The sequence below is a fragment of the Nesterenkonia sandarakina genome (assembly GCF_014138825.1).
In the GTDB taxonomy this organism is placed as follows: Bacteria; Actinomycetota; Actinomycetes; order Actinomycetales; family Micrococcaceae; genus Nesterenkonia; species Nesterenkonia sandarakina.
This window is the reverse complement of sequence record NZ_JACJIH010000001.1, coordinates 1,855,348-1,880,595: the sequence shown is the minus strand read 5'-3', so window position 1 is coordinate 1,880,595 and position 25,248 is coordinate 1,855,348. Positions and strand designations below refer to the sequence as shown.

Below are 25,248 nucleotides of genomic sequence, written 5' to 3'. Positions count from 1 at the left end.
GCCGATCCGGGGCTTCCGAATCACTCGCACCTTGATGAGGTAGTCACTAATGTAAGGGGATTCCATGAACGGACACTTGCCGTTGGCTGGTGATCTACTGGGAATCCAGAACCTCGCGCTGGGCATGAGAAGAGCCCCGAGTCAGCCTGCGTGAGGGGACGCATCTATTGGCTGGCTCGGGGCTCTTAATCACTCGCACCTTGATGAGGTAATTAATACTCTAGGTGCCATTCTTGACGATTTCCCGTGCAGTTCCTGGGAGATCCCTGGGACTCTCTGTAGTCCAGGTCTTCGCCCGGCTGCGGGCGGTCTACTGATCCGGTCGCGGGGTGCCGGGGTGCAGCATCAGATGATCCCCGGAGATGGTGATCTGGTGCGTCCTCACCGGACGCAGCGCGGGGAGGGTCTCCGGGACGCCCGTACGCAGGCAGAACGCGGAGGCATGCATGGGGCATTCCAGGGTGTCCTCTTCGACGTATCCGTCGGAGAGTGACACCGCCTCGTGGGAGCAGGTGTCGTCCAAGGCGTAGAAGCCGCCGTCTTCGGCGTGGACCACAGCGATGTCGTCGCTCCACCCAGTGTCCTGGGCGGAGACCCGGAAGACCTCACCCTCCGGGAACTGATCGGCCGGACCGAGGTCGAGCGGCGGGAGTGCATCGGTGGTGGACATCGGTACTGCCTCTCTGCGAAGAACTGTGTGCGCCTGCATTCTTTCAGACACGGTCACTCCGGGAGCTTGCCGCGCAGCTCCTCGAGCTTTCTGCGCTCCCGTTTGGTGGGACGTCCCGATCCACGCGCGCGCACCGGCAGTCCGACGTCGCGGGGCCGGACCCGTTCCGGCGAGTGGTCCCGATAGGCCTCCCTGGCAACAGGGGGCCCCACTCGTTTGGAGAGCGTGTGGACCACGTCCAGGATCAGCTCATGCCCGGGGCGACGGATATGAATCCGGGTACCCGGCGCGATGCGCAGAGATGCCTTCGCCGGATTGCCGTCGATGGTGATGTGGCCGGCGCGGCAGGCCGCTGTCGCAGCGGAGCGGGTCTTGAAGAGCCGGACGGACCAGAGCCATGCATCGATGCGGACCGGGCCGGTGGGGCCGGTGGTGGCGGCGGTCTCTGTCATGGGTTCAGTCTAGAGATTCATCTCCTGCGCTGCCCGGGGGGCAGCTGGCGAACGCACAGACCCCGCGTCCGGAGGTGTGAGGGGACACTGTTCCGAAACGCGGGGTCTGCTGAATCACTCGCACCTTCAAGAGGCACTTTCCATCCTAGGAGGCCTTCTTGGGTGTCCGGTGTTTGTGGGCTGGGAACTCTCTGGGGACAGGGAGTCGCGACGCCCGGAGGCTAGGCATCGTCCCCGGGGGTCTGGTTGTGATACTCCCCGTCGCAGAATTCCACAGTCAGCCAGCCCGCGACCGGCTCGGCGGCCACCAGGACCGATTCCTCGTCGAGAGTCTCGACGTCGGTGTCAAGCAGGGTGAGAATGTTGCGCAGCGGCTCACGAAGCTCCTCGGGCACGAGGATATAGTTCTGCTCGACGGCCGAATATATGTCATCTAGAACGTCTTGTTCTTCAATCCCGGAATTCATATCTGATTCCAGTCCATCGATCATTGATCCGACGGACATGCAGGCTTCTTCTTCTGAGAAGTAAGCCCCAAGTTCCTCGGTCCTTTCCAGGTCGAGCGAGTCGGGATCCTGCAGCTCCCCACTGGGTCCTTCGGGCGAGGGAATCTCGCCGGGATCCTCGCTGGGTGCGTCCTCCTCGGGGGTCTCTGTCTCGCCGGAATCCGGTGTTCCACTGGGCTGTGAGGACTCCGGCGCCTGGGAGCCGGGGGCCTCGGGGGCGTCGCTGGTCTCATTCCCGGTGCTGGGATCCTCCTCTGCCATGCATCCCAGGAGCAGCAACGGTGTCATCGCCACCAGGGCGAGCGCGCCGCGGGCGCGAGTCCGCGTGGTCTCGACGCTTCGCTCCGGAGTGGTCTTCGAGGGGATGGTCGGTGTCATGCGTCCAGTGTTGCACGCGCGTCGCACGGCGGGTCACGTTCTTATCACAATGGCTTCGAACTCTGGCGGAGTGAGCGTTGACCGGTCACTGCAGTGGGATACTTCTTCGGCGGGGCAGTGCAGCGCCACGCGAGCGTCCTGCGGTAGTGACGTTCGTCAGCTGCGCTGCCCTTCCTTCGTTCCACCCGCGGCCAGGCGGGTGCGTGGGTTGGCTCCCTCGCTCAGCCTTCGCCGATTCCCCTCGAACACCTGCGCATCGTGTTCTGTTCGTTTCCACGATCACAGGCCGGTTAAAGTCACGCTGGAAGCTTTTCGAAAAACTCTTGTCGCAGACAACTAATCATGGGTTACAGTAGTCACGACTCGGCAGGCTGTACGCGCAGATTTCCCATCATCAAGTACAGTTCGCTGCTTCCCCAGTCGCCATATCTGCTCATGAATACTCTGCATGCACGTGCCTTGGCGTGCTGGCCCTCACCCACCCCGCAAGGGGCTTCCCGGTCTCCCAGCCGGCGATGAAAGAGGCCCCCAGCCGCTTGCCGCAGGTGCTGCCCCGGTGTTCGTGGAGCCGTTCTGATCTGAACGACTAGTGAGGAAGCACCCGTGCCGAAGAAACTCTCGTCTGCCGTCGTCGGCACTCTGGCCGTTGGCCTGACCATGCCGCTGACCGCGAATGCCGCCGCTGCTGACACCGCGCCGCTGAACGCGATGCCGCTGCCCGCGACCGGGGTGGATGCCCCCGCGATGAACGCCTCCGGGCTGAGCACCGTCGACATCTCCGCCACCCGAAACGCCACCCAGTTCAGGTTCCCGCTGGCGCAGCGCTCCTACAGCTACACCTCCCCCTACGGTCCACGCTGCATGCCAGCTCCGGGTGCCTCGACATGGCACCTGGGGCAGGACCTCGGGGCTGCTGACGGCAGTCCGATCTACTCGGTGGCCGAGGGCACCGTGGTGCGGACCTTCAACGGCAACCGGTACAACGCCGGCTACGTCGTCGTGCGGCATCAGGTGGGCGGCAAGACCTTCCACAGTGCGTACTACCACATGTGGGATGCGAACTCCCATGTCAGAGTCGGTCAGAGCGTCCAGGCCGGTCAGACGATCGCTAGGATCGGCAACTCGGGCCCGTCCACCGGTCCCCACCTGCACCTGGAGATCTGGGAGGGCGCCTGGATCAACGGCACCTCGCATGATCCGACCACCTGGCTGGCTCAGCGCGGCGTGAACCTGCGCGCCGGGGCGACCACGGTGCTCAACATCTCGACACCGTCCTCCTGCGACTACTACACCTCCTCCTCCACCGCGCTGCGCTCCACGGCGAGCAGCTCCGGGGCGGTCATCACGCAGCTTGGAGCTGGCACCGCGCTGAAGGCGGCGCCCGGGGCCATCAGCAACTCGATGCTGCGGGTGACGGCCAACGGCCGCACCGGCTGGGTGGCGCACTCGGCTGTGACGCCGAACCGCCCCGCGGGCACCGTGCCCGCCTCGAGCGCCCCACAGGGCACCTCGATCACCCCCACCAAGTACCGGACCACCGCCTCGCTGAACGCCCGCAGCGGACCCGGAACCAACTACGCCGTCCAGCAGGGCCTGGCGTCGGGGACCGAGGTCACCGTCATCGCCACCCACGGCAGCTGGCTGAAGTTCAGCCGCAACGGCCAGACAGTCTGGTCCCACAGCGACTTCATGACGAAGGTGGCGACGACCCCGACCACGGCGGCCAGCGGCACCTATAAGGTCCATGCCGGGGTGAGTCTGCGGGCGCGCAGCGGCCCAGGCACCTCGAACTCGATCGTGAAGGTGCTCAACCCCGGCACCACGGTGAGTGTGACCGGGAAGAACGGTGACTGGTTCAGCTACCGCGATGGGTCCCGGACCCTCTGGCTGCAGGGCAGCTTCCTGGAACAGGTGACGACGACGCCGACCACCCCGACGACGGCGGCCAGCGGCACCTACAGGGTCCAGGCCGGTGTGAGTCTGCGGGCGCGCAGCGGCCCAGGGACATCCAATTCGATCGTGAAGGTGCTCAACCCGGGCACCACGGTGAGTGTGACCGGGAGGAACGGTGAGTGGTTCAGCTACCGCGATGGATCCCGGACGCTGTGGCTGCAGGCCACCTGGTTGGACCAGGTCACCACCCCGACGACGGCGGCCAGCGGCACCTACAGGGTCCAGGCCGGTGTGAGTCTGCGGGCGCGCAGCGGCCCAGGGACATCCAATTCGATCGTGAAGGTGCTCAACCCGGGCACCACGGTGAGTGTGACCGGGAGGAACGGTGAGTGGTTCAGCTACCGCGATGGATCCCGGACGCTGTGGCTGCAGGCCACCTGGCTGGATCAGGTCAGCGCGTCGTCGAGCAGCTCGTCGAACACTGGGTCGACCACGGCGGCCAGCGGCACCTACCGCGTCCAGGCCGGTGTGAGTCTGCGGGCGCGCAGCGGCCCAGGCACCTCGAACTCGATCGTGAAGGTGCTCAACCCCGGCACCACCGTGAGTGTGACCGGGAGGAACGGTGAGTGGTTCAGCTACCGCGACGGATCCCGGACCCTGTGGCTGCAGGCCACCTGGTTGGACCAGGTCACCACCCCGACGACGGCGGCCAGCGGCACCTACAGGGTCCAGGCCGGTGTGAGTCTGCGGGCGCGCAGCGGCCCAGGGACCTCGAACTCGATCGTGAAGGTGCTCAACCCCGGCACCACCGTGAGTGTGACCGGGAGGAACGGTGAGTGGTTCAGCTACCGCGACGGATCCCGGACGCTGTGGCTGCAGGCCACCTGGCTGGACCGGGTCACCACCTCGACCGGTTCCGGTTCGGGCACCGAGACGATCCCCGGTGGCCCAGAGTCCTCCAGCTCCACGCCCACCACGAGCGGCGGCCAGTACACCGTGAAGAGCGGAGTGAACCTCAACGCGCGCACCGGAGCGAGCACCTCAAGCTCCAGCGCGAAGGTGCTCGCACCCGGCACGAGGATCTCCATCACCGGTGAGCAGAACGAATGGGTCAGCTTCAAGGACGGGTCACGGACCCTCTGGGTGCATTCGGGATACCTGGACCAGACATCGGCTAGCCAGGAGGCCGAGCGCACCAGCGCCGCCAGCGGCGCATACCGGGTCAAGAACAGCGTGAGCCTGCGCGCACGCAGCGGCGCCAGCACCTCGAGCTCGATCGTGAAGGTTCTCAATCCGGGCACCACCGTGGAGATCACGGGAAAGAACGGAGCGTGGTTCAGCTACAAGGACGGCTCACAGACGCTGTGGGTGCAGGCAAGCTTCCTTGATCGGATCACAGGTTCCACCGGCAGCGGCTCCTCCTCCAACGCGGGCTCGAACACCGGGTCTTCCTCGACCAGCGCGGCCAGTGGCACGTTCCAGGTCAAGTCCGGTGTGAACCTCAACGCCCGGACCGGCGCATCGGCGACCAGCTCCAGCGCGAAGGTGCTCGCCCCGGGGACGAAGATCTCCATCACCGGCAAGCAGGGCGACTGGGTCAGCTATAAGGATGGTTCCCGGACGCTGTGGGTGCACTCGGGCTACCTGACCCAGGCGTCGGGATCCACCTCGAACGGTTCCGGCAGCGGCTCCTCCTCCAACACGGGCTCGAACTCCGGGTCCTCCTCGAACGCGGGCTCGAACACCGGGTCTTCCTCGACCAGCGCGGCCAGTGGCACGTTCCAGGTCAAGTCCGGTGTGAACCTCAACGCCCGGACCGGCGCATCGGCGACCAGCTCCAGCGCGAAGGTGTTGGCCCCGGGGACGAAGATCTCCATCACCGGGAAGAAGGGTGACTGGGTCAGCTATAAGGATGGTTCCCGGACGCTGTGGGTGCACTCGGGCTACCTGACCCAGGCGTCGGGATCCACCTCGAACGGTTCCGGCAGCGGCTCCTCCTCGAACGCGGGCTCGAACAGCGGATCCTCCTCGAACTCCGGTTCCTCTTCAGGGTCCACGGGTTCGAGCACCTCGGCGAGCGGGAAGTACCACGTCAAGAACAACGTCTACCTGAACGCACGCAGCGGCCCCGCCACCTCGCACCCGATCGTGTTGAACCTCAACCCCAAGCGGGAGTTCGAGATCACCGGTCGCAGCGGCAACTGGGTGAGCTTCGTCTACAGCGGCAAGACCGTCTGGGTGGACTCCACCTACATCAACTCCGGTCCCGCCAGCAGCTCCGGGTCCAGCAACTCCGGATCGAGCAACAGCGGATCCAGCAGCTCCACCCCCACCCTGGCCAACTCGACGAACAGCAAGAGCAAGGTCGTCGGGACCGCCTACGCCACGGCCCAGGTGAACGTCCGGATGGGTCCGAGCACACAGAACAGCGCCATGTTCTCCGTGCGCACCGGCACCAAGGTCGAGCTGCTCGAGAAGAAGTCGAGCGGCTGGCAGGAGATCAAGGTCAACGGCGCCACCGGATGGATGTCGGCGCAGTACCTCTCCACCTCCGCCCCGGCGACCTCCGGCTCGAACAACTCCGGTTCGAATTCCGGGTCCTCGGGCAGCGGCTCCTCCACCGCCCCATCGACTGCGAGCATGCACAAGAAGAGCGCCAACGGACCGTACAGCTCGGCCTGGGACAAGCTGGCCCAGTGTGAATCCGGTGGAAACTGGAAGATCAACACCGGCAACGGCTTCTACGGCGGCATCCAGTTCAGCCCCGAGTCCTGGAAAGAGGTGGGCGGTTCCGGCTTCCCGCACCAGGCGAGCAAGGAGGAGCAGATCAAACGGGCCTACATGCTCTGGAAGAAGCAGGGCTGGAAGGCCTGGCCGCACTGCACCTCCCAGCTGGGCCTCAAGGGCGACCCCGGTGGCTACGGGGACGCCTACTACAAGGTCCACCCCAGCGCGAAGACCGCCTCATCGGTCTCCTCCGCCGGAACCTGGACCTCCTCCCACAGCGTGCCGCTGCGCGAGACCGCCTCCACTTCGAGTGACAAGCTCGTCCAGATCCCGCGCGGCGCGCAGCTCGAGCAGCTCCAGCGCGAAGGATCCTGGCTGAAGGTGCGCTACACCCAGGGTGGGGACACCCACACCGGCTGGGTCAACACCAGCTACATCCTGCAGGCCTGAACCCCCGGTTCAGCCCCTCGGTGCCCAGCACCGGCAGAACCCTCCAGGACTGTTCAGGAAGCGGCGCCACCAGGGGCCGCTTCCTGAACAGCCGCGCTGCGCGCGGGTAACCTGATCACGCACGACGACGGCGGGCTCGACTCCCTGATTCGCGGGAGAGTCGCGCCCGCCGTCGTCGTCTCGGTGATTAGCAGTCCCGAGGAGCGGCAGTGCGCCGTGTCAGCGGAATCGGGCCTGCACGGCGTCGCCGTGTGCTGGGAGGCCTTCGGTCTGCGCCAGGGCCGAGACGTGGTCGGCCACCGCGCGCAGTCCTTCGCGTCCATAGTGGATGACCTGCTGGGAGCGCAGGAAGCTGGAGACGTTGAGCCCCGAGGAGTAAGCGCTGGCGCCCCCGGTGGGCAGCACATGGTTCGATCCGGCGCAGTAGTCGCCCAGAGACACCGGGGTGTGGGCCCCGACGAACACCGCCCCGGCATTGTGGATCCGCTCCACAATTCCGGCATCATCGCGCGTCATCAGCTCCAGGTGCTCCGCGCCGTAGGCGTTGGCGATCTCCACGCCCTGGTCCATGGTGTCCACCACGAGCACCGCAGACTGGGCGCCGCTCAGCGCCTGCTTGACCCGGTCCACATGCCGGGTCTCCTGCGCCTGCTGCTCGACCTGGGTCATCACAGCCTCGGCCAGTGACATCGAAGGGGTCACGAGCACCGCTGCCGCCAGCGCGTCGTGCTCGGCCTGGGAGATCAGATCCGCCGCGATCAGCTCCGCGGGAGCCTCCTCGTCGGCGAGCACCATGATCTCGGTGGGGCCGGCCTCGGAGTCGATGCCCACCACCCCTTGGACCGCGCGCTTGGCGGTGGCCACGAAGATGTTCCCGGGCCCGGTGATCAGCGAGACCGGCGGGCACACCTGCTGGCCTGCCTCATCCTTGGCGCCATAGGCGAACATCGCCACCGCCTGCGCGCCGCCGACCGCGTAGACTTCCTCGATCCCCAGCAGGTGCGCGGCGCCGAGGATGCTCGGGTGCGGCAGTCCGCCGAAGTCGGCCTGCGGCGGAGACGCGATGGCCAGCGAGCTGACCCCTGCCACCTGCGCCGGAACCACGTTCATCACCACCGATGAGGGATAGACCGCCTGACCACCGGGCACGTAGAGCCCCACCCGGCGGATCGGGGCCCAGCGGTTGAGCACCCGGGCGTCCGGTCCGGGGGAGACCTCGGAGGATTCGGGGAGCTGCGCGTCATGGACCTGCCGGGCACGCAGGATCAGCTCCTGAAGCGCGGCGCGGACCTCGGGCTGCAGCTGCTCGGCCGCCTCCCGGAGCTTCTCCGCCGGGACCCGCAGCGAGGGCGGACGCACGCCGTCGAACTTCTCGGAGTACTCAAACAGGGCGGAGACGCCATTGCGCCGCACGTTCTGAAGGATCGGGGCCACGGTCTCGATGGTGGTCGAGATGTCCTGCGAGGCGCGGGGCAGCACGGCGGCGGCGTCGATCGTGCGCCCGCGCAGATCCTTGAGGGTGAGCATGGGTCTCCTAGTGGGTGCGGTCAGTGTTCACCCGCGGGCTCGCGGGCGGACACCCCTCCATTGTCTCCATACCGGCCGCCTTGCGCCCACTTCGTGACGTGAGAGCCCACACACCGGATGTTCCGCGGTGTTCCAGTGCCCGTTCAGAACGCCATGGCAAGATGCTGGCCATGGTCTTTTCCCGGATGAATTCTTCACCGAGCTCACCTGCCTTCACCGCGGCAGACACCACGGAGGTCACCCCGGAGGAGCCGACCCCGACCGAGGGGGTCGGTGACGTCGTCGAAGAGAGCGTCCCGGAGGGACTGGAGTCCCTGATCGTCGAGCAGGGCCCCTTCTTCGGGATCATCACCGGCCTGGTCATCGCGCTGCTGGTCGCCCTGGTGGTCACCGTGATGTCCTCGATGCTGCTCAAGCAGATCTTCCGGCACCACGACGGGGTCAAGCAGGCGGTGAACCGCACCCGGACCCCGCTGTTCATCACGCTGGTGCTCATCGGCGCCTGGTTCACGCTGAACATCACGCTCAGCGCCGCCACATGGTTCCAGCCGGTCTCCTTCGTGCTGCTGGTCGCCGTGGTGATCGGTCTCGCCTGGTGGGCGCTGCGGATCGTGCGCATCGTCGAGGCGATGATCTACTCCCGGTACATCGGCTACTCCGAGGGGGAGCTGGACGTCGAGGACCGGCGCGGGCGCCGCCTGGCCACCCAGGTCTCGCTGATCCGACGCATCCTCACCGCAGTCATCATCACCCTGGCCGTGGCGGCGATCCTGCTGATGATCCCGCAGGTGCGTGCGCTCGGTGCGGGGCTGCTCGCCTCCGCCGGCGTGGCCTCGGTGGTGGTGGGCCTGGCCATGCAGTCGGTGCTCACCAACGTGTTCGCCGGCATCCAGCTGGCCTTCACCGATTCCATCCGCGCCGGAGACGTCGTCGTGGTCGAGGGCAACTTCGGCACGGTGGAGGACATCACACTGACCGCCGTGGTCATCAAGTCCTGGGATGAGCGGCGCTTCATCTACCCCTCCAGCTACTTCGTGGCCACCCCGTTCGAGAACTGGACCCGGGTGGGCACCGACATCCTTGGCACCGTGGAGCTCGACGTCGACTGGCGGGTCCCGATGGACCCGCTGCGCGCCCGGCTGAAGCGGCTGCTGGACTCCGCCGAGCTCTGGGACGGCCGGGACTACTCGCTGCAGGTCACCGACGCGGTGGGCGGCATGGTCAAGGCCCGCGTGGTGGTCTCCGCGCGGAACTCCGGAGAGCTCTGGGATCTGCGCTGCCTGATCCGCGAGGACCTGGTGAACTACCTGCGCGCCGAACACCCGTATGCGGTGTTCACCCAGCGGATGCTGCTGACCAACGAAGAAGCCCTGGCGCGGTCCTCGGACCCGGTGCGCACCGGCCAGGTCGGCGTGGTGGACTCCGGAGTGGACTCGCAGCCGGTTACCCAGGCGGGGGAGGGAGCATCGGTCTTCACCGGCTCCATCGCCGCGGTCCAGCGCAACCGAGAGTTCTCCGGCCCCGGTGCCGATGCCTACCGGGAGCGGCTGGAGCGCCAGGAGGAACGCCAGGACGGTCAGGAGCTCGACGCCGACGGCACCGCCTACCCCGAGGATGTCGCCGCCACGCAGGCGATCCAGGTGCCCAAGGGCGAAGCACCGCGGACCGATGCCGCCCGGCGGAGCGATTCGACGGCAGAGGCCGCGCAGACGCGTGAGGTCTCAGCCAGTCAGGACGCCGCGGAGGAGACCTTCGGTGCCGCCGCCAAGCGTCGTCCTGGCACGCCGCCGCGCCTGGGTTCCCAGCGCTGAGTCGAGCCCGCGCTCCGGGCCCTGCCCGCGCGCTGAGCCGAGCCCAGGGCCCTGCCTGCGTGTGCTCCGCCGTGCGAGCGGGCTCAGTCCTCCGGCGGACGTGCCGCCCGGGCTGCGCTGGCCTTGGCGGAGCTCTTCGCCTTGGCTGACTTATAGGCGTCCACGGTGTTGATCGCCTCGGTGGTGGGTTCCGCGGTGCCGTCGCCGCCGCCGTACTCCGCCACTGCCGCGTCCGCGCCGCCGCGCTGCGCCGCAGCGTCCTCATCCGGGGAGCCGGTGCGCTTGTCCACGGCCCACTGGACCATCGAATCGGGCATGAAGCGCAGCCCGGCGGTGAGCACCTGGTAGCTGCGCGCCGGCACGCAGGTCGCCGCACCCTGGGCGTTGGCCGTCAGGGCCTGGCGCACGACGTCGTCGGCATCCAGCCACATCCAGCGCTTCGCCGATTTGATCGTGATGCCCGAGCGCTGATGAAACTCGGTGCGCACCAGCCCGGGGACCAGGGCGGTCACGGTCACCCCGCGAGAGCGCAGCTGGGAGTGCAGCCCCTTGGAGAAGTTGATCACCCAGGACTTCGCCGCCGAGTAGGTCCCGGTGGGGGTGTACCCCGCCACGGAGGCCACATTGATGATCCGTCCGCCACGACGGCGCGCCATCGCGTTCGCGGCGGTGTGGGAGAGCTCCATGGTGGTCTGCACGTGCAGTCGCAGCAGGTCGCGCTCGGCCTGGAGATCCGAGTCGATGAAATCTGTGGCCAGCCCGTGCCCGGCGTTGTTCACCAACAGGTGCACCGGGTGGGTGCGATCGGCGAGTCGCTCCTGGACCGCGGCCACGCCGTCGTCGGTGACCAGGTCGGCAACGATGACCGAGGTCTTCACCCCGTATTGCGAAGCCATGGATTCCGCCTGCATTCGCAGACGCTTTCCATCGCGGGCCACCAGGACGAGGTCGTAGCCCTGGGCGGCCAGCTGGCGAGCAAATGCTGCGCCCAGGCCGGCGGTGGAACCGGTGATGACGGCCGTGTGGTTGCTCATGCTGGCTATCCTAGAGGGCAGAGGTGGGCGCTGCGATCAGCGTTCTGTCAGGAGCGTCGGGTCCTGAGCTTGAATCCACACACCAGGAGGGTCATTGCGCTGGAAGAGACGTGCCGCATGGGGACACCGCCCCCTGGCGGCCGATGAATGGGCGGTGCTGCATGCCGAGATCGTCGCCGAGGATCTGATCGCCGTGGATGACGCGGTGGAGGAGCTCACCGGCTTCATGGACCCCTTCCGCGCCGACATCGCAGAGGGCCCGCTGGTGGGGGTTACCGACGGCCAGCTGGCCGTGGCCAAGGCTGAGTTCCACGACCCGCGAGGCCGGCGCGGGCTGAAGCTGAGCTTCTACGCCGCGGGACCGGCCAACGGCCCCGCCGAGGACGCGTTCGCGCGGCTGAACTCCGCCGCCTCGGCGTTTCTGGACCATCTCACGGCCGAGGGGATCGCGGTGGAATCGATCCGCTGGATCGAGGCCGATCACATCTCGCGACCCTTCTGAGGGCCCCTGCCGGTGCGCTGACCGGCTCGGGTCACCGCTCGCCGAGGTGTTCCAGATGCTTCAGCTGCGCGGCAGCGATCTTGGTGGTGATCCCTGCCGGCAGCCCCGCCCGCTCGCCGTAGATCAGCCTGCCCAGCGCCGCCGCATCCAAGGTGACTCCCCGCTGTGCCGCGTCACCCAATAGGGAGCGCACCTGGTCCAGGCGTTCCTGGCGGTGGATGAGATAACGCTGCGCCGCAGCGGAGACGCTGGGCTGCGCCGGCCCGTGGGCCGGCAGGAGCCGCGCGTGGACGTACCGTTCCAGACGTTGAAGGCTGTGCAGGAAGTCGGTCAGTGTCCCGTCAGGGTGGTCCAGCATCGTGGTGCCTTCGCCCAGGATGGTATCCCCGGTGAACATGGCCTGTTCAACACCTTCCGCAGCGCCCTGGAGCCAGAAGCAGACCGAATCCGAGGTGTGTCCCGGGGTGTGCAGCACGCTGAGCCGGAGCTGGGCGGGCTCGAGCACCTCCCCGTCGGTCAGCGCCGCGGCGGGCCGGCCGGGCGCATCGATGCACTGCTGCGGGCTGTGCCCGCGCACCGGCGCCGCGAAGGCCGCACCGAAGCTCGCAGCCGCCCCGGAGTGGTCGGCATGACGGTGGGTGAGCAGGATCTGCGCCACCTCACGGTCGCCGACGACGGCGCGCACCCGATCCAGGTGATCCCGGTGGTCGGCCGGCCCGGGATCGATGATGATCAGCTGCCGCGCCTGATCGCCGCCCAGGACGTAGGTGTTGGTCCCCTGAAGTGTCATCGGGGAGGGGTTCTCGCAGGTGATCGAGTGCACCAGGCTGGCCTGTGACATGAAATCAGCCTACCGAGGTTCACGCGTAGGCTGAGCCCATGGCCCAGAACAGCGAAGCTCAGCCCACCACCGAACCGCAGAAGACCGCAGGCACGGAGCACTCCACCAAGGGCGCCTACGTGACCGGCGGCGAGTTCACCCGTGACACCAACTACATCGAGGATCGCGTCGTCGCAGATCCGCAGGCGGTGCGCTCGGCTCCGCAGGAGGAGTCCTCCTCCATCGGTGATCCGCGCATGGCGGGTCTGACCGAGGGGGGACAGGCCTGGCCGGTCGAGCCCGACCGTTACCGACTCGTCGCCGCCCGCGCCTGCCCCTGGGCCCACCGCTCCGTCATCATCCGCCGCCTGCTCGGACTCGAGGACGTCATCTCACTGGGAACCCCCGGGCCGACCCACGACGCGCGGTCCTGGACCTTCGACCTGGACTCCGGCGGAGTCGACCCGGTGCTCGGCACCGAGCGGCTCCAGCAGAACTACTTTGCCCGGTTCCCCGACTACCCGCGGGGCATCACCGTCCCGGCTCTGGTGGACATCCCCTCCGGTGGTGTGGTCACCAACAACTACCCGCAGCTGACCTATGACCTCTCCACCCAGTGGAGCGCCCATCATCGGAGCGGGGCACCCGACCTGCTTCCCGAGGACAAGCTCGATGAGATGCTCCCGGTGATCAAGCGGATCTTCACCGAGGTCAACAACGGCGTCTATCGGGCAGGCTTCGCAGGCTCCCAGAGCGCCTACCAGGATGCCTACGACCGTCTCTTCACCGCGATGGACTGGCTGGAGGACCGGCTCGCTGGCAGTCGCTACCTGATGGGAGAGCACATCAGCGAGGCTGATGTGCGACTGTTCACCACCTTGGTCCGCTTCGACCCGGTCTACCACGGACACTTCAAGTGCAACCGGAACAAGCTCTCCGAGATGCCGAACCTCTGGGCCTACGCCCGGGACCTGTTCCAGACCCCGGGCTTCGGCGACACCGTGGACTTCGACCAGATCAAGCGGCACTACTACGAGGTCCACGAGGACATCAACCCCACTCAGATCGTCCCGGCGGGCCCGGACCTGCAGAACTGGCTGAGCGATCACGGGCGCGAGGCGCTGGGCGGATCGCCCTTCGGCACCGGCACGGCTCCCGGCCCGGTGGCCGACTCGGAGCGGCCGGCCGGAGCCAACCCGCTCTACGGCTGATAGGTGGCGATCACCTGGGAGTCGTCGTGCCGGGTCAGACCGGCGTCGGCGGCTTCCAGGTACTTCGCGCGCGCGGCCTCGAGCATCGGGGCCGGGAAGCCATGCGCGCTGGCAATCTCGCTCACCAGTGACGAGTCCTTCACAAAAATTCCCACGGCGCTGGCCACCTGCGCATCCGGACCCTGCAGCATCCTCGGCCCCCGATCGCTGAGCATGAATGAGCCCGCCGCGCCTTCGGCCACCGCCTCGAGCACCTGGGCCTGATCGAGTCCCAGCCGATCCGCCAGGGCCAGCGCCTCGGCGGCGGCCACGATGTGCACCGAGCACAGCAGCTGGTTGATCGCCTTGAAGGACTGGCCGTCGCCGATCTCGGTCCCGCATTCCACGATGCCGCCCATCGACTCCAGCAGAGCCCGGTTCTGCTCCACCGCGGCGGATTCGGCGGAGACGAACAGGCGCAGCGAGCCCTCGGCGGCGCGGGCGATCCCGCCCGTGACCGGTGCGTCGATCAGCGTGATCCCGCGCTCCCTGGCGGGGATGCTCAGCTGCTGCACCGCCTCGGGGCCCACCGTGCTCATCACGATCAGACTCGAGCCCGGCCGCATCGCGCTGAGCAGACCGGCTGATCCCTGATCCGGGGATCCCAGGGCGGCGCTGCGCAGCTGATCCCCGGTGGCCACCATGACGATCACCGCGTCGGCCGTGGCGGCAGAGGCCGCCGAGTCCTCGGCTCGCAGGCCCTGCTGTGCGGCCGCCGCCCGCTGCTCCGCCGAGAAGTCGACGGTGGTCAGCTCGAATCCCGCGCTCGCGACGCGGGCGGCCATCGGGAGACCGATGGCGCCGATGCCGACGAAGGTCACCTGCTGCGTGGTCGAGTGCTGGCTCATCTGTGGTCCTCGTCTCGTGATTGGCTTCACATTCTGATTCCGTCATGTTAGCTTATGTGAACTTGCTTGTGAATATTCACACACAGAGACGGGCCGGTCCTCGCACCGGCGGAACACGAGAGGGAGGGACCTCATGGCGCTGCGCATAGGCGTGCTGGCCGACGATTTCACCGGAGCCACCGACATCGCCGGGTTCCTGGTCTCAGCCGGGATGACCACCGTCCAATTCACCAGCCCGGAGGGTCTCCCGGAGAAGTTCGACGAGCGTGTGGACGCCGCGGTGATCAGCATGAAGACCCGCTCCATCGCACCCGGCGATGCCGTGGCGCAGAGCCTTCAGGCGCTGAACGCACTGCGAGCTCGCGGCGCCGAGCAGATCATCTTCAAGTACTGCTCCACCTTCGACAGCACCGGTGAGGGCAATATCGGCCCGGTCACCGACGCCCTCCTCGACGCCATGGGGGAGACCTTCACCGTGCTCGCACCCGCGCTGCCGGTCAACGGGCGCACCGTGTATCAGGGGCACCTCTTCGTCCACGACCAGCCGCTGGATGAATCCGGGATGCGCGACCACCCGGTCACCCCGATGACCGACTCCAGCCTGGTGCGACTCATCCAGGCACAGGCCCAGGGCAGCGCCGTCGTCATTCCCTACGCCACGGTCCAGGCCGGACCAGAGGCCGTGCGGCAGGCCCTGCAGGATGCCCGGTCCTCCGGCGCGCGCTACGCCGTGCCCGACACCCTGGACATGCGTCACCTTGAGACCCTCGGGGCGGCGCTCACCGAGATGCCGCTGATCACCGGGGGCTCCGGGATCGGCTACGGACTGGCCCGCGCAGTGACCCAGAGCCGCGAGTCGACCGCGACCCGCGCTGTGACCCAGACCCGCACAGTGACCCAGAGCCGCGAGACAGGACAGGACGCGGGGGCTTCCCGCTCTGCCGCCGCGGACTGGACCTTCACCCCCGGGCCCGCCGTGGTGCTCTCCGGATCCAGCTCCCAGATGACCAATGCTCAGGTGCGCGACTACCGCGGCCGCGCCGCGGCCCTGCCCCTGGAGATCAGCTCAGTGCTGGAGGACGCGGAGGGCTATTGCACCGAGGTCGTGAGCTGGGTGAGAGAGCAGCAGTCCGCGGACACGCTGGCCCCACTGATCTACGCCACCGCCTCTCCCGAGGAGGTCCGGACCGCCCAGCGGGAACACGGCGCCCAGGAGCTCTCCGCGGCGATCGAGGAGTTCTTCGCCCGGCTTGCCCGCGCCCTGCGCGAACACGGCACCCGCCGCTTCATCGTCGCCGGCGGGGAGACCTCCGGGGCCGTCACCCAGGGGCTGGGAGTCCGCGGATTCGAAGTTGGACCGCAGATCGCGCCGGGAGTCCCGTGGACCCGAACCCTGCCCGGCGAGCATCCGCAGGCCACCGGCGAGGAGCCCCTCGATCTCGCGCTGAAGTCCGGGAACTTCGGCGAGGAGGACTTCTTCACCGCCGCCCAGCAGCTGGTCTCCCAGCAGCGCGCGGCCCAGCAGCCTGCGAGCCAGGAGCTTCCGACCCAACAGCCCCCAACCCAGGAAGGTCGAGCCTGATGCCCCAGTTCGCCGCCAACCTCACCCTGATGTTCACCGAGCTTGACTTCCTGGATCGTTTCGCCGCCGCCTCCGAGGCCGGATTCCGCGCCGTGGAGTACCTCTTCCCCTATGAGCATTCGGCCGAGGAGGTCGCGGCGGCGCTGCACGGCGCCGGTCTGACCCAGGCGCTGTTCAACGCTCCGGCCGGGGACTGGGCCGCAGGTGAGCGCGGCATCGCCTCACTGCCCGGGCGCGACGACGAGTTCGCCGCCGGCCTGGTGACCGCCATGGACTACGCCCGGGCGCTGGACTGCCGGCAGATCCATGTGATGTCAGGGATCCCGGGAGCCGATCCGGACGCTCGGAGCCGCTATGTCCGACGACTCCGGGAGGCCGCCGAGGTGGCCGCCGCCCACGGGGTGCGCGTGCTCGTCGAGCCGATCAACCCGGTGGACATGCCCGGATACTTCGTGGACAGCGTGCCCGCGGGGGTGGAGCTGCTCGAGGAGATCGACCACCCCAACACCGGCCTGCAGCTGGACCTGTACCACGCGCAGATCACCGATGGGGATCTCACCCGGCTGATCAAGCGCGTCGCCCCGGTGGCCGATCACATCCAGATCGCCTCCGTGCCGGAGCGGCACGAACCCGACTCCGGCGAGCTCAACCATCCCTACCTCTTCGAGCTGTTGGATGCCGCGGGGTACACCGGCTGGGTCGGCTGCGAATACCGGCCCGCCGGAAGCACCGAGGACGGCCTCGGCTGGTTCGCCCGCCATCGAGAGACCCAGACCGGTGCCGCCCGGCCCGGATTCACCCGACCCGGATTCACCCAGCCTGGATTCACTCAGCCTGGATCTTCGCAGGCCGGTCATGTTCCCGCTGGGGACCAGCCGTGATCCCGGACGAGCGTCGTCGTCGACTGGTGCACATGGTCGCGGAGCAGGGCGCGGTGAGCATCGCCGCGCTCACCGAGGTCCTGGGCGTCTCGCATATGACCATCCGCCGCGACATCAAGATGCTCGAAGACGCCGGCCGGCTGGTCTCGGTCAGCGGGGGAGTCACCATGCCCTCCCGGATCCAGCTCGACGCCACCCACCAGGCGAAGCTGGACATCCGCCCCGGCGAGAAGGACTCCATCGCCGCCCGCGCCGCAGACCTGGTCTCCGCCGGGGACCTGGTCTATCTCGACGCCGGCACCACCATGCTCGCGCTGGCGCGCACCCTGGTGGCGCGGGCCGGGACCGAGGGCCTCGACGTCGTGACCAACGATCTGCTCGTCGCGGCGGCCGTCGGCGAGCACCCGCAGGCCCGGGTCCATGTCCTGGGCGGACGGCTGGACTCAAGGAACATGTCCACCGACGGTCCGCTCACCGCCGCGGAGCTCGCCGAGTTCAACATCGACCTGGCCTTCGTCTCAGCCTCCAGCTTCGATCTGCGCGGACTCTCGGTGCACAGCCAGGCCAAGGTCATCGTCAAACGCGCGATCATCGAGAACTCCCGGCGCGCCTATCTGGCCACCGACAGCTCGAAATATGGGCGGGTGGCCGCCTTCAAGGCCATCCCCTTCGAGGCCTTCGAGGGCATCATCACCGATCCAGCCCTCCCCGAGCCTGCCCGCGAGCGCGCGGCGGAGCTCGGCGTGGACCTGATCACGGCAACTGCTTCCACCCGAAAGGACACCACTGCGCCATGAACATCGTCGTCACCGGAGGTGCCGGCTTCCTCGGCAGCCGGGTCATCACCGAACTGCTCGCCGCCGCCGACGCCGGGAAGCTCCCGCACCCGCTCACCAAGGTGATCTCGCTGGACCTGGCGGCCTGCCCGATCCAGGACCCACGCGTGGTCTCGCTCACCGGGGACCTCGCCGACCCGGCTCTGCTGCGGCAGGCCGTCGACGCCGACACCGCGGGGATCTACCACCTCGCGGCGGTGCTCTCCGGCGGATCGGCCGAGGACTTCGACCTCTCGCACCGGGTCAACGTGGAGGCGACGCATCGGCTGCTCGAAGCAGCCCGCGCCATCGACTCCCGGCCGACCTTCGTCTTCACCAGCTCGCTGGCGGTCTTCGGCGGAGCCATGCCCGAGGTCGTCCCGGGCAACCTCGCGACCCAGCCGGAATCCACCTACGGAGCGTTCAAGGCCATGGGTGAGCTGTTAGTCAATGAGTACTCGCGCAAGGGCTGGGTCGACGCACGGATCGCCCGGCTGCCCACCATCTCGGTGCGCCCGGGCAAACCGAACTCCGCGGCCTCCTCCTTCGCCAGCGGGATCATCCGCGAACCGCTTCAGGGGATCCCGGCGGTGTGCCCGGTGCCGCTGGACACCCGGATGTGGCTCTCCTCCCCGAACACCGCCGTGGCCAACCTGGTCCACGCCTACCTGGTGCCCGCCGCCGAGCTTCCCGCCTGGCGGGTGCTCGACATCCCCGGCGTCAGCGTCACCGTGGGCGAGATGCTCCACGCCCTGGAGACCGTCGGCGGCGCCGAGGCCCGCGCCCTGGTCAGCGAGGTCCCCGACGAATCGATCATGGACATCGTCTGCTCCTGGCCCGGCGTCTTCGACATCGAGCGGACCCTCGCCCAGGGCTTCGCCCCGGACAACAGCTTCGAATCCGCAGTGCGGCAGTTCCACGCGGAATTCATCGCCTGACCTGCAGACCCGCATGACGTGTCAAGGAGGACACTATGACTGAAACGATGGGCTCCTCGGAGCTCGCGGCCATCATCGGCCTGGCGGCCGCGGTGGCGCTGCTGATCTTCTTCGTGCTGCGGACGAAGATCCACGCGGTGCTGGCGCTGATCATTGCGGCCTCCATCGCCGGCCTCGCCGCGGGCATGGCCCCGGATGAGGTGATCGACTCGATCACCACCGGCTTCGGCTCCACGCTGGCCACCATCGGCCTGGTCATCGGCCTGGGCGTGATGATGGGCCGGATCCTGGAGGTCTCCGGAGCTGCAGAGAAGCTCGCCTACACCTTGATCCGCTGGTTGGGGAAGAAGAAGGAGGAGTGGGCGCTCGCCGGCGCCGGCTTCATCATCTCGATCCCGATCTTCGTGGACAGCGCCTATGTGATCCTCTCGCCACTGGTGAAGTCGCTCAGCCGCACCACCGGGCGTTCGATCCTGACGCTGGGGATCTCGCTGGCCGGCGGTCTGATCCTGACCCATCACGCCGTGCCGCCCACCCCCGGTCCGCTCGGTGCCGCCGGGATCTTCGGTGTCAGCATCGGGGAGATGATCCTCTGGGGCATCATCCTGACCCTGCCCGCGCTGTTTTTGATCGTGCTCTACGCCAAGATCATGGGACCGCGCATCGAGGCGATGATCGAGGCCGACACCGGAGAGGCGCTGACCCCCACCGAGGCCTTCGACGAGTTCCAGGCCCGCGCCGAGGAGCGTGAGAAGGAGCTGCCCTCGCTGTTCCTCGCGATCCTGCCGATCCTGCTGCCGATCGTGCTGATCTTCTTCAACACCATCTCTGCCTACATCGCCGATGCCGGGATCCTCGACCTCCCGGCGACCCTGGTCTCGATCGCGGCCTTCATCGGCAACCCGGTGATCGCGCTGCTCGCCGGCGTGCTGGTGGCCATCTACGGCCTGACCCGCAGGCAGAGCCGGCAGGGAACCCTGGATGACATGGAGCACGGCGTCCAGGCCGCGGGCATCATCCTGCTGGTCACCGGGGCCGGCGGAGCGCTCGGCGCGGTGCTGCGTGACAGCGGCACCGGTGACTCCATCGGCGCCTGGGTCGCAGGACTGCCGCTTCCCACCATCATGATCCCGTTCCTGATCGCCACCGTGGTGCGCATCATCCAGGGCTCCGGCACCGTCGCGATCATCACCGCAGCCTCGATCTCCGCCCCTATCCTGGCCCAGGTGCCCGACGTGAACATGGTGCTCGCCGCGCAGGCCGCCGCACTGGGCTCGCTGTTCTTCGGCTACTTCAACGACAGCTTCTTCTGGGTGGTCAACCGGATGCTCGGGGTGAAGAACGCAAAGCACCAGATGCTGGTCTGGTCCATCCCGACCACCATCGGCTGGGCCACGACCCTGGTGATGCTGCTCATCGCCAGTGCGATCTTCTAGAGCCGCACATGAGAATCTGGCCTGTGCGAAGCCGCTGCACATCCCATCCGCCACGCATCCCATCCGCTGCGCCTGCGCAGCCCGACTCGGCGCCCGCCGGGGGAGGACGTCACCGATGACACCACCAGCTGAGAACGAGTCGGCGCTGCGAGAGCGCATCGTGGCCCTGGGGGCAAGCCTGTTCGACCGCGGCTTCTCCGTGGGCAGCGCCGGGAACATCAGTGTGCGCACCCAGGACGGCTTCCTGATGACCCCCACGAACTCCTCCCTGGGGCGCCTGGACCCGGAGGCGCTCTCGGTCTTGGACCCACAGTGGGTGCACACCGCGGGGCCCAAGCCCTCCAAGGAGGTGGTGATGCACCAGGCGATGTATCAGGCCCGCCCCCAGGCTGCCGCCGTCGTCCACCTGCACTCCACCTACGTGACCGCGCTCAGCTGCCTCGAGACAGAGCCGGCGATCCCGCCGCTGACCCCGTACTTCATCATGCGGCTGGGTCGAGATGTGCCGACGGTGCCCTACTACAAGCCGGGCTCACCAGCGGTCCTGGCGGATCTTCAGGCGGCGGGGGAGCGCGGCCCGGCGGTGATCCTGGCCAACCACGGCTCGATCGTGGCGGGCGGATCGCTGGAGGATGCGGTCAACGCCGCCGAGGAGCTTGAAGTCTCGGCGCAGCTGGCCTTCCTGCTCGAGGGCAGGGCCACCCGGCCGCTGAATCAGGAGCAGATCCAGGACCTGCTCGGCTGAGACCGGTCACCCCGTCCGCCATGACCGCCACACCCAGCTCAGCACTGTGCTCGCCAGGTTCAGTCCTGGCCACCGGTAGGGTTGCAGCAGAGAGTACGCCAGCCGCATGCGAACGGGAGGGCTCAATGTCCGCATCAGATCAACTCGACGGTCCTTTTCAGAAACGCTTCGTCGCCCTGGGGGACTCGTTCACCGAGGGCGTGGCGGATATCGACCCGTCCAGCCCCAACGGGGTGCGCGGATGGGCCGACCGGGTGGCCGGCCAGCTGATCTCCAACGACTCCTCCTGGGGCTACGCGAACCTCGCGGTGCGCGGGAAGAAGCTCCAGCAGGTCCTCGACGAGCAGCTGGACCCCGCGATCGGGCTCGGCCCCACCCTGGTGACGGTCTACGCCGGGGGCAACGACATCCTGCGCCCCACGGTGAACATCGACGCGCTCATGGAGCGCTACCGCTGGGGCGTGGAGAAGCTGCTCGCCAGCGGCGCCCGCGTGGTGCTGTTCACCGGATTCGACTCCGGCCAGGCCCCGCTGTTCAAGGCCACCCGCGGCCGGACCGCGATCTACAACGAGCACGTGCGCAAGATCGCCGCCGACTTCGACCTGGATCTGGTCGACTTCTGGCACATGCGTGAGTTCCAGGACTGGCGCTACTGGGACGAGGACCGGATGCACCTGGGCATCGCCGGGCACATGATGATGGCCAAGGAGGTGCTCAAGGTCCTCGGCGAGAAGGACGAGATCGAGGACCCCGAGGTCGACGACGCACCGCTGGCCTCCCTGCCCGAGCGCCTGATCAGCGAGCTGACCTGGACCAAGGACTACCTCTACCCCTGGGTCCGGCGGCGGGTCACCCGCACCTCCTCGGGCGATGACATGTCCCCGAAGTACCCGCAGCTGACCTCCCGGGTCTGGTAGCCGGGGCCGCCTGCCGGATGCGCCGGCCTGCCGGCTGACGCACCGGCCCGGCGTCGACCGTCGGCCCGCCGCTCAGGCGAGGACGGCGGCCACCGCCTCGGACCACATCGCGACCGCCTGGTCCACCTCGGACTCCGAGACCACCAGCGCCGGGATGAACCGGACCACCTCACCCCAGGAGCCGCAGATCAGCAGCAGCAGCCCGCGACGGGCAGCCTCCTGCTGCACCGCGGTGGCGGTGGCCGGGTCCGGCGCTCCGTGGGCGTCGCGGAACTCGTTGCCCACCATCAGACCCAGGCCGCGCACCTCGGCGATGCGCTGCGCACCGGCGCGGGCGTTGGCCTGCGCGGCGACCTCGCGCAGCCCGGCGCGCAGCTGCTCGCCGCGCTCCGCGCTGTTCTCCACGAGCCCCTCTTGGGCGATCACCTCCAGGGTGGCCACCGCCGCGGCGCAGGCCACCGCGTTCGCGCCGTAGGTCCCGCCCTGGGACCCCGGCCATGCCTTGGCCATCAGCTCGGCGGAGGCAGCGATCCCGGAGATCGGGAACCCGGAGGCGATCCCCTTGGCGAACATCATGATGTCGGGCAGTCGTGGAGCGCCCCCGGAGACGAAGTGGTCATGGCCCCAGAATTTTCCGGTGCGCCCGAAGCCGGTCTGGACCTCGTCGATGATCACCAGGATCCCGTGCCGGTCCGCGCGCTCGCGCAGCCCGGCGAAGAAGCGCTCATTGCCCGGGACGTACCCGCCCTCGCCGAGCACCGGCTCCACCAGGAACGCCGCGGTGTCCGCCGGGTTGGACTGGGTCTGCAGCAGCAGGTCCAGCTCCTTGAGCGCGAAGTCGGTGGCCTGCTCCGCGTCCCAGCCGTAGTCGCGATAGTGGCTCCGATTGGGGAACGGCGCGACCACCACGCCTGACATCAACGGGCTGAACCCGGCCCGGAACTTGGTGCCGGAGGTGGTCATCGACGCCGCCGCCACTGTGCGGCCATGGAAACCGCCTTGGAAGACCACGATGTTCGGGCGCCCGGTGGCCTGCCGCGCCAGGCGCAGCGCGGCCTCCGCGGCCTCGGAGCCGGAGTTGGAGAAGAAGACCGAGTCCAGGCCCGCCGGCAGCACCTCGGAGAGCCGCTCGGTGAGCGCCAACAGCGGCTGGTGCATGATCGTGGTGTATTGGCCGTGGATCAGGCTGCCCACCTGGGCCTGGGCAGCTGCGACCACATGTGGGTGGCAGTGGCCGGTGCTGGTGACCCCGATGCCGGCGGTGAAGTCCAGATGCGGCTGGCCCGCCTCGTCATAGAGCCACACGCCCTCTCCTCGGGTCGCCACCACGGGGGTCGCCTGCTTCAGCTGGGGAGACAGCGTCGCCATCGAGATACACCTTTCGGATTGTTGACAATCTTCTTGCGCTCCAGGTTAGCTGTCATCGCGGCGCAAGGCCAGAACCACACCCGGGACTCCCTCAGCACCCAGCGACGGCGGCCGCATGACCGGCGTAGGCTGGCCCTCGAAGGCCCACGTCACGTCCATCGCACCCTCTCAAGGAGGACCCATGGCAGAGCAGAGCATCACCGCAGAGCGCGAATCCAGCCTGATCCAGGCGACGCCCAAGCGCCTCTACATCAACGGGGAATGGGTGGACGCCGAGGGCGGAGCCACCCTGGAGGTCCACGATCCCTCCACCGGCAGGCTGCTCTGCACCGTGGCCGACGCCTCCGAGCGCGATGGCTGGAACGCGCTGAAGGCCGCCGAGGCCGCGCAGCCCGGGCTCGCCGCCATGCCCCCGCGGGAGCGGGCGAACATCCTGATGCGCGCCTTCGAGCTGATGCATGAGCGCAAGGACGACCTCGCACTGCTGATGACCCTGGAGATGGGCAAGCCGCTGGCGGATTCCTATGGCGAGGTCACCTATGCCGCGGAGTTCTTCCGGCACTTCGCCGAGGAGGCCACCCGGATCAGCGGCAGCTACCAGACCGCGCCCGCCGGAGGTGCCCGCTTCCTGGTGGCCAAGCAGCCGGTGGGCCCCACGATCCTGATCACCCCGTGGAACTTCCCGCTGGCCATGGGCACCCGGAAGCTCGGCCCGGCCATCGCCGCGGGCTGCACCTCGGTGCTCAAGCCCGCCGAGCTGACCCCGCTCTCCATGCTGGCCCTGGCGGAGATCCTGCATGAGGCGGGACTGCCCGCCGGCGCGGTGAACATCCTGGTCACCTCCACCGCAGGCAAGGTGATGGAGCCGCTGATCCGCTCCGGGATCGCGCGCAAGCTCTCCTTCACCGGGTCCACCGGGGTCGGCCGCAAGCTGCTGGAGCAGGCCTCCGAGCGGGTGCTGCGGACCTCCATGGAGCTCGGCGGCAACGCCGGGTTCGTGGTCTTCGAGGATGCCGACATCGACGCCGCCGTGGCTGGTGCGCTGCTGGCGAAGATGCGCAACACCGGCGAGGCCTGCACGGCTGCCAACCGGATCTTCGTCCACCGCAGCGTGATCGATGAGTTCGCGGCCAAGCTCGCCGCGGAGATGGAGCAGCTGCCCCTGGGCCGCGGAGTTCAGGACGGCGTGCGCGTCGGGCCGCTGGTCGACGCGAAGCAGCTGGCCAAGGTCGATGAGCTGGTCACCGACGCGGTGGACGGCGGCGCGAAGGTCCTGCTCGGCGGTGCGCCGGTGGACCGCGAGGGCTACTTCTACCCGCCCACCGTGCTCACCGACATCCCCTCCAATGCTCGGATGCGTCAGGAGGAGATCTTCGGGCCCGTCGCCCCGCTGACCCCCTTCGACACCGAGGAGGAGGTCATCGAATGGATCAACGCCACTGAATACGGCCTGGTCAACTACGTCTATACCGAGAATCTGCGTCGCGGCATCCGGGTCGCCGAGGCCGTGGAGTCCGGCATGGTGGGGCTGAACCAGGGTGCGGTCTCCAACCCGGCCGCCCCCTTCGGTGGGATCAAGGAATCCGGGCTGGGCCGCGAGGGCGGGGACACCGGCATCGAGGAGTTCCTGGAGACCAAGTACATCGGCATCGCCATGTGAACTCGATCTCACCCAGCCGCGGCCTGCGGGCTGAAGGG

At 68.1% G+C, this 25,248-nt stretch carries 20 protein-coding genes; 12 read left to right on the top strand and 8 right to left on the bottom strand.

The window, feature by feature from the left end; translation table 11 throughout:
• Positions 1-310: 310 nt before the first annotated feature.
• The 3 genes from HNR24_RS08470 to HNR24_RS08460 form a co-directional block, all read right to left on the bottom strand.
• Positions 311-670 carry a non-heme iron oxygenase ferredoxin subunit gene (locus HNR24_RS08470; RefSeq protein ID WP_058888120.1) on the bottom strand — a complete coding sequence of 120 codons (360 nt, stop codon included), beginning with the start codon at positions 668-670 and terminating at the stop codon, positions 311-313.
• Positions 671-723: 53 nt separating this feature from the next.
• Positions 724-1,122 (bottom strand): RNA-binding S4 domain-containing protein, encoded by a 399-nt coding sequence (locus HNR24_RS08465; RefSeq protein WP_058888121.1) that lies wholly within the window; start codon positions 1,120-1,122, stop codon positions 724-726.
• A 221-nt stretch (positions 1,123-1,343) separates the two neighbouring features.
• Entirely contained in the window at positions 1,344-2,006 is a 663-nt protein-coding gene (locus HNR24_RS08460; protein WP_182495565.1) for a hypothetical protein, read from the bottom strand.
• Between the two features lie 603 nt (positions 2,007-2,609).
• On the opposite strand from HNR24_RS08460, the gene HNR24_RS08455 reads away from it, so the two are divergent.
• The gene (locus HNR24_RS08455) at positions 2,610-7,076 is read left to right on the top strand and encodes an SH3 domain-containing protein (RefSeq protein ID WP_182495564.1); all 4,467 of its coding nucleotides are present in this window, start codon (positions 2,610-2,612) and stop codon (positions 7,074-7,076) included.
• Between the two features lie 219 nt (positions 7,077-7,295).
• On the opposite strand, the gene hisD is transcribed toward HNR24_RS08455, so the two are convergent.
• Positions 7,296-8,603 carry a histidinol dehydrogenase gene (gene hisD / locus HNR24_RS08450; protein ID WP_058888203.1) on the bottom strand — a complete coding sequence of 436 codons (1,308 nt, stop codon included), beginning with the start codon at positions 8,601-8,603 and terminating at the stop codon, positions 7,296-7,298.
• Positions 8,604-8,788: 185 nt separating this feature from the next.
• Between hisD and HNR24_RS08445 the strand changes: the two genes are divergently transcribed.
• On the top strand, positions 8,789-10,414 hold the full coding sequence (locus HNR24_RS08445; protein WP_259392431.1) for a mechanosensitive ion channel family protein: 1,626 nt from the start codon (positions 8,789-8,791) through the stop codon (positions 10,412-10,414).
• An 83-nt stretch (positions 10,415-10,497) separates the two neighbouring features.
• On the opposite strand, the gene HNR24_RS08440 is transcribed toward HNR24_RS08445, so the two are convergent.
• Positions 10,498-11,448, bottom strand: a complete 951-nt coding sequence (locus tag HNR24_RS08440; protein ID WP_083504724.1) for an SDR family NAD(P)-dependent oxidoreductase — start codon at positions 11,446-11,448, stop codon at positions 10,498-10,500.
• Between the two features lie 94 nt (positions 11,449-11,542).
• Here HNR24_RS08440 and HNR24_RS08435 point away from each other — a divergent pair, with 94 nt between their 5' ends.
• Positions 11,543-11,950, top strand: coding sequence for a hypothetical protein (locus HNR24_RS08435; protein ID WP_157075391.1), 408 nt, complete (start codon positions 11,543-11,545; stop codon positions 11,948-11,950).
• A 31-nt stretch (positions 11,951-11,981) separates the two neighbouring features.
• On the opposite strand, the gene HNR24_RS08430 is transcribed toward HNR24_RS08435, so the two are convergent.
• Positions 11,982-12,791: an MBL fold metallo-hydrolase gene (locus tag HNR24_RS08430; RefSeq protein WP_182495563.1), complete on the bottom strand. Its 810-nt coding sequence runs from the start codon at positions 12,789-12,791 to the stop codon at positions 11,982-11,984.
• A gap of 38 nt (positions 12,792-12,829) precedes the next feature.
• Between HNR24_RS08430 and HNR24_RS08425 the strand changes: the two genes are divergently transcribed.
• Positions 12,830-13,981, top strand: coding sequence for a glutathione S-transferase family protein (locus HNR24_RS08425; protein WP_182495562.1), 1,152 nt, complete (start codon positions 12,830-12,832; stop codon positions 13,979-13,981).
• On the opposite strand, the gene HNR24_RS08420 is transcribed toward HNR24_RS08425, so the two are convergent.
• The gene (locus HNR24_RS08420; RefSeq protein WP_058888208.1) at positions 13,972-14,868 is read right to left on the bottom strand and encodes an NAD(P)-dependent oxidoreductase; all 897 of its coding nucleotides are present in this window, start codon (positions 14,866-14,868) and stop codon (positions 13,972-13,974) included. The genes HNR24_RS08425 and HNR24_RS08420 overlap by 10 nt on opposite strands.
• A gap of 133 nt (positions 14,869-15,001) precedes the next feature.
• On the opposite strand from HNR24_RS08420, the gene otnK reads away from it, so the two are divergent.
• From otnK to HNR24_RS08385, 7 genes are all read left to right on the top strand, one after another.
• Positions 15,002-16,450 (top strand): 3-oxo-tetronate kinase, encoded by a 1,449-nt coding sequence (gene otnK / locus HNR24_RS08415; RefSeq protein WP_182495561.1) that lies wholly within the window; start codon positions 15,002-15,004, stop codon positions 16,448-16,450.
• Positions 16,450-17,331 carry a 2-oxo-tetronate isomerase gene (otnI, locus tag HNR24_RS08410; protein WP_182495560.1) on the top strand — a complete coding sequence of 294 codons (882 nt, stop codon included), beginning with the start codon at positions 16,450-16,452 and terminating at the stop codon, positions 17,329-17,331. Before otnK ends, otnI begins: the two co-directional genes overlap by 1 nt.
• Positions 17,328-18,128: a DeoR/GlpR family DNA-binding transcription regulator gene (locus HNR24_RS08405; RefSeq protein ID WP_058888210.1), complete on the top strand. Its 801-nt coding sequence runs from the start codon at positions 17,328-17,330 to the stop codon at positions 18,126-18,128. Before otnI ends, HNR24_RS08405 begins: the two co-directional genes overlap by 4 nt.
• The gene (denD, locus tag HNR24_RS08400; RefSeq protein WP_182495559.1) at positions 18,125-19,084 is read left to right on the top strand and encodes a D-erythronate dehydrogenase; all 960 of its coding nucleotides are present in this window, start codon (positions 18,125-18,127) and stop codon (positions 19,082-19,084) included. Before HNR24_RS08405 ends, denD begins: the two co-directional genes overlap by 4 nt.
• A gap of 35 nt (positions 19,085-19,119) precedes the next feature.
• A complete protein-coding gene (locus HNR24_RS08395; protein ID WP_259392430.1) occupies positions 19,120-20,520 on the top strand; it encodes a GntP family permease in 1,401 nt (466 codons plus the stop codon).
• Between the two features lie 115 nt (positions 20,521-20,635).
• Positions 20,636-21,265, top strand: a complete 630-nt coding sequence (gene otnC, locus HNR24_RS08390) for a 3-oxo-tetronate 4-phosphate decarboxylase (protein ID WP_182495558.1) — start codon at positions 20,636-20,638, stop codon at positions 21,263-21,265.
• 125 nt (positions 21,266-21,390) lie between these two features.
• Positions 21,391-22,182 (top strand): SGNH/GDSL hydrolase family protein, encoded by a 792-nt coding sequence (locus HNR24_RS08385; protein ID WP_179441586.1) that lies wholly within the window; start codon positions 21,391-21,393, stop codon positions 22,180-22,182.
• A gap of 72 nt (positions 22,183-22,254) precedes the next feature.
• On the opposite strand, the gene HNR24_RS08380 is transcribed toward HNR24_RS08385, so the two are convergent.
• Positions 22,255-23,550, bottom strand: coding sequence for an aspartate aminotransferase family protein (locus HNR24_RS08380; protein WP_182495557.1), 1,296 nt, complete (start codon positions 23,548-23,550; stop codon positions 22,255-22,257).
• A 181-nt stretch (positions 23,551-23,731) separates the two neighbouring features.
• On the opposite strand from HNR24_RS08380, the gene HNR24_RS08375 reads away from it, so the two are divergent.
• Entirely contained in the window at positions 23,732-25,210 is a 1,479-nt protein-coding gene (locus tag HNR24_RS08375; protein WP_220477185.1) for an NAD-dependent succinate-semialdehyde dehydrogenase, read from the top strand.
• The last annotated feature ends 38 nt before the right edge of the window (positions 25,211-25,248 follow it).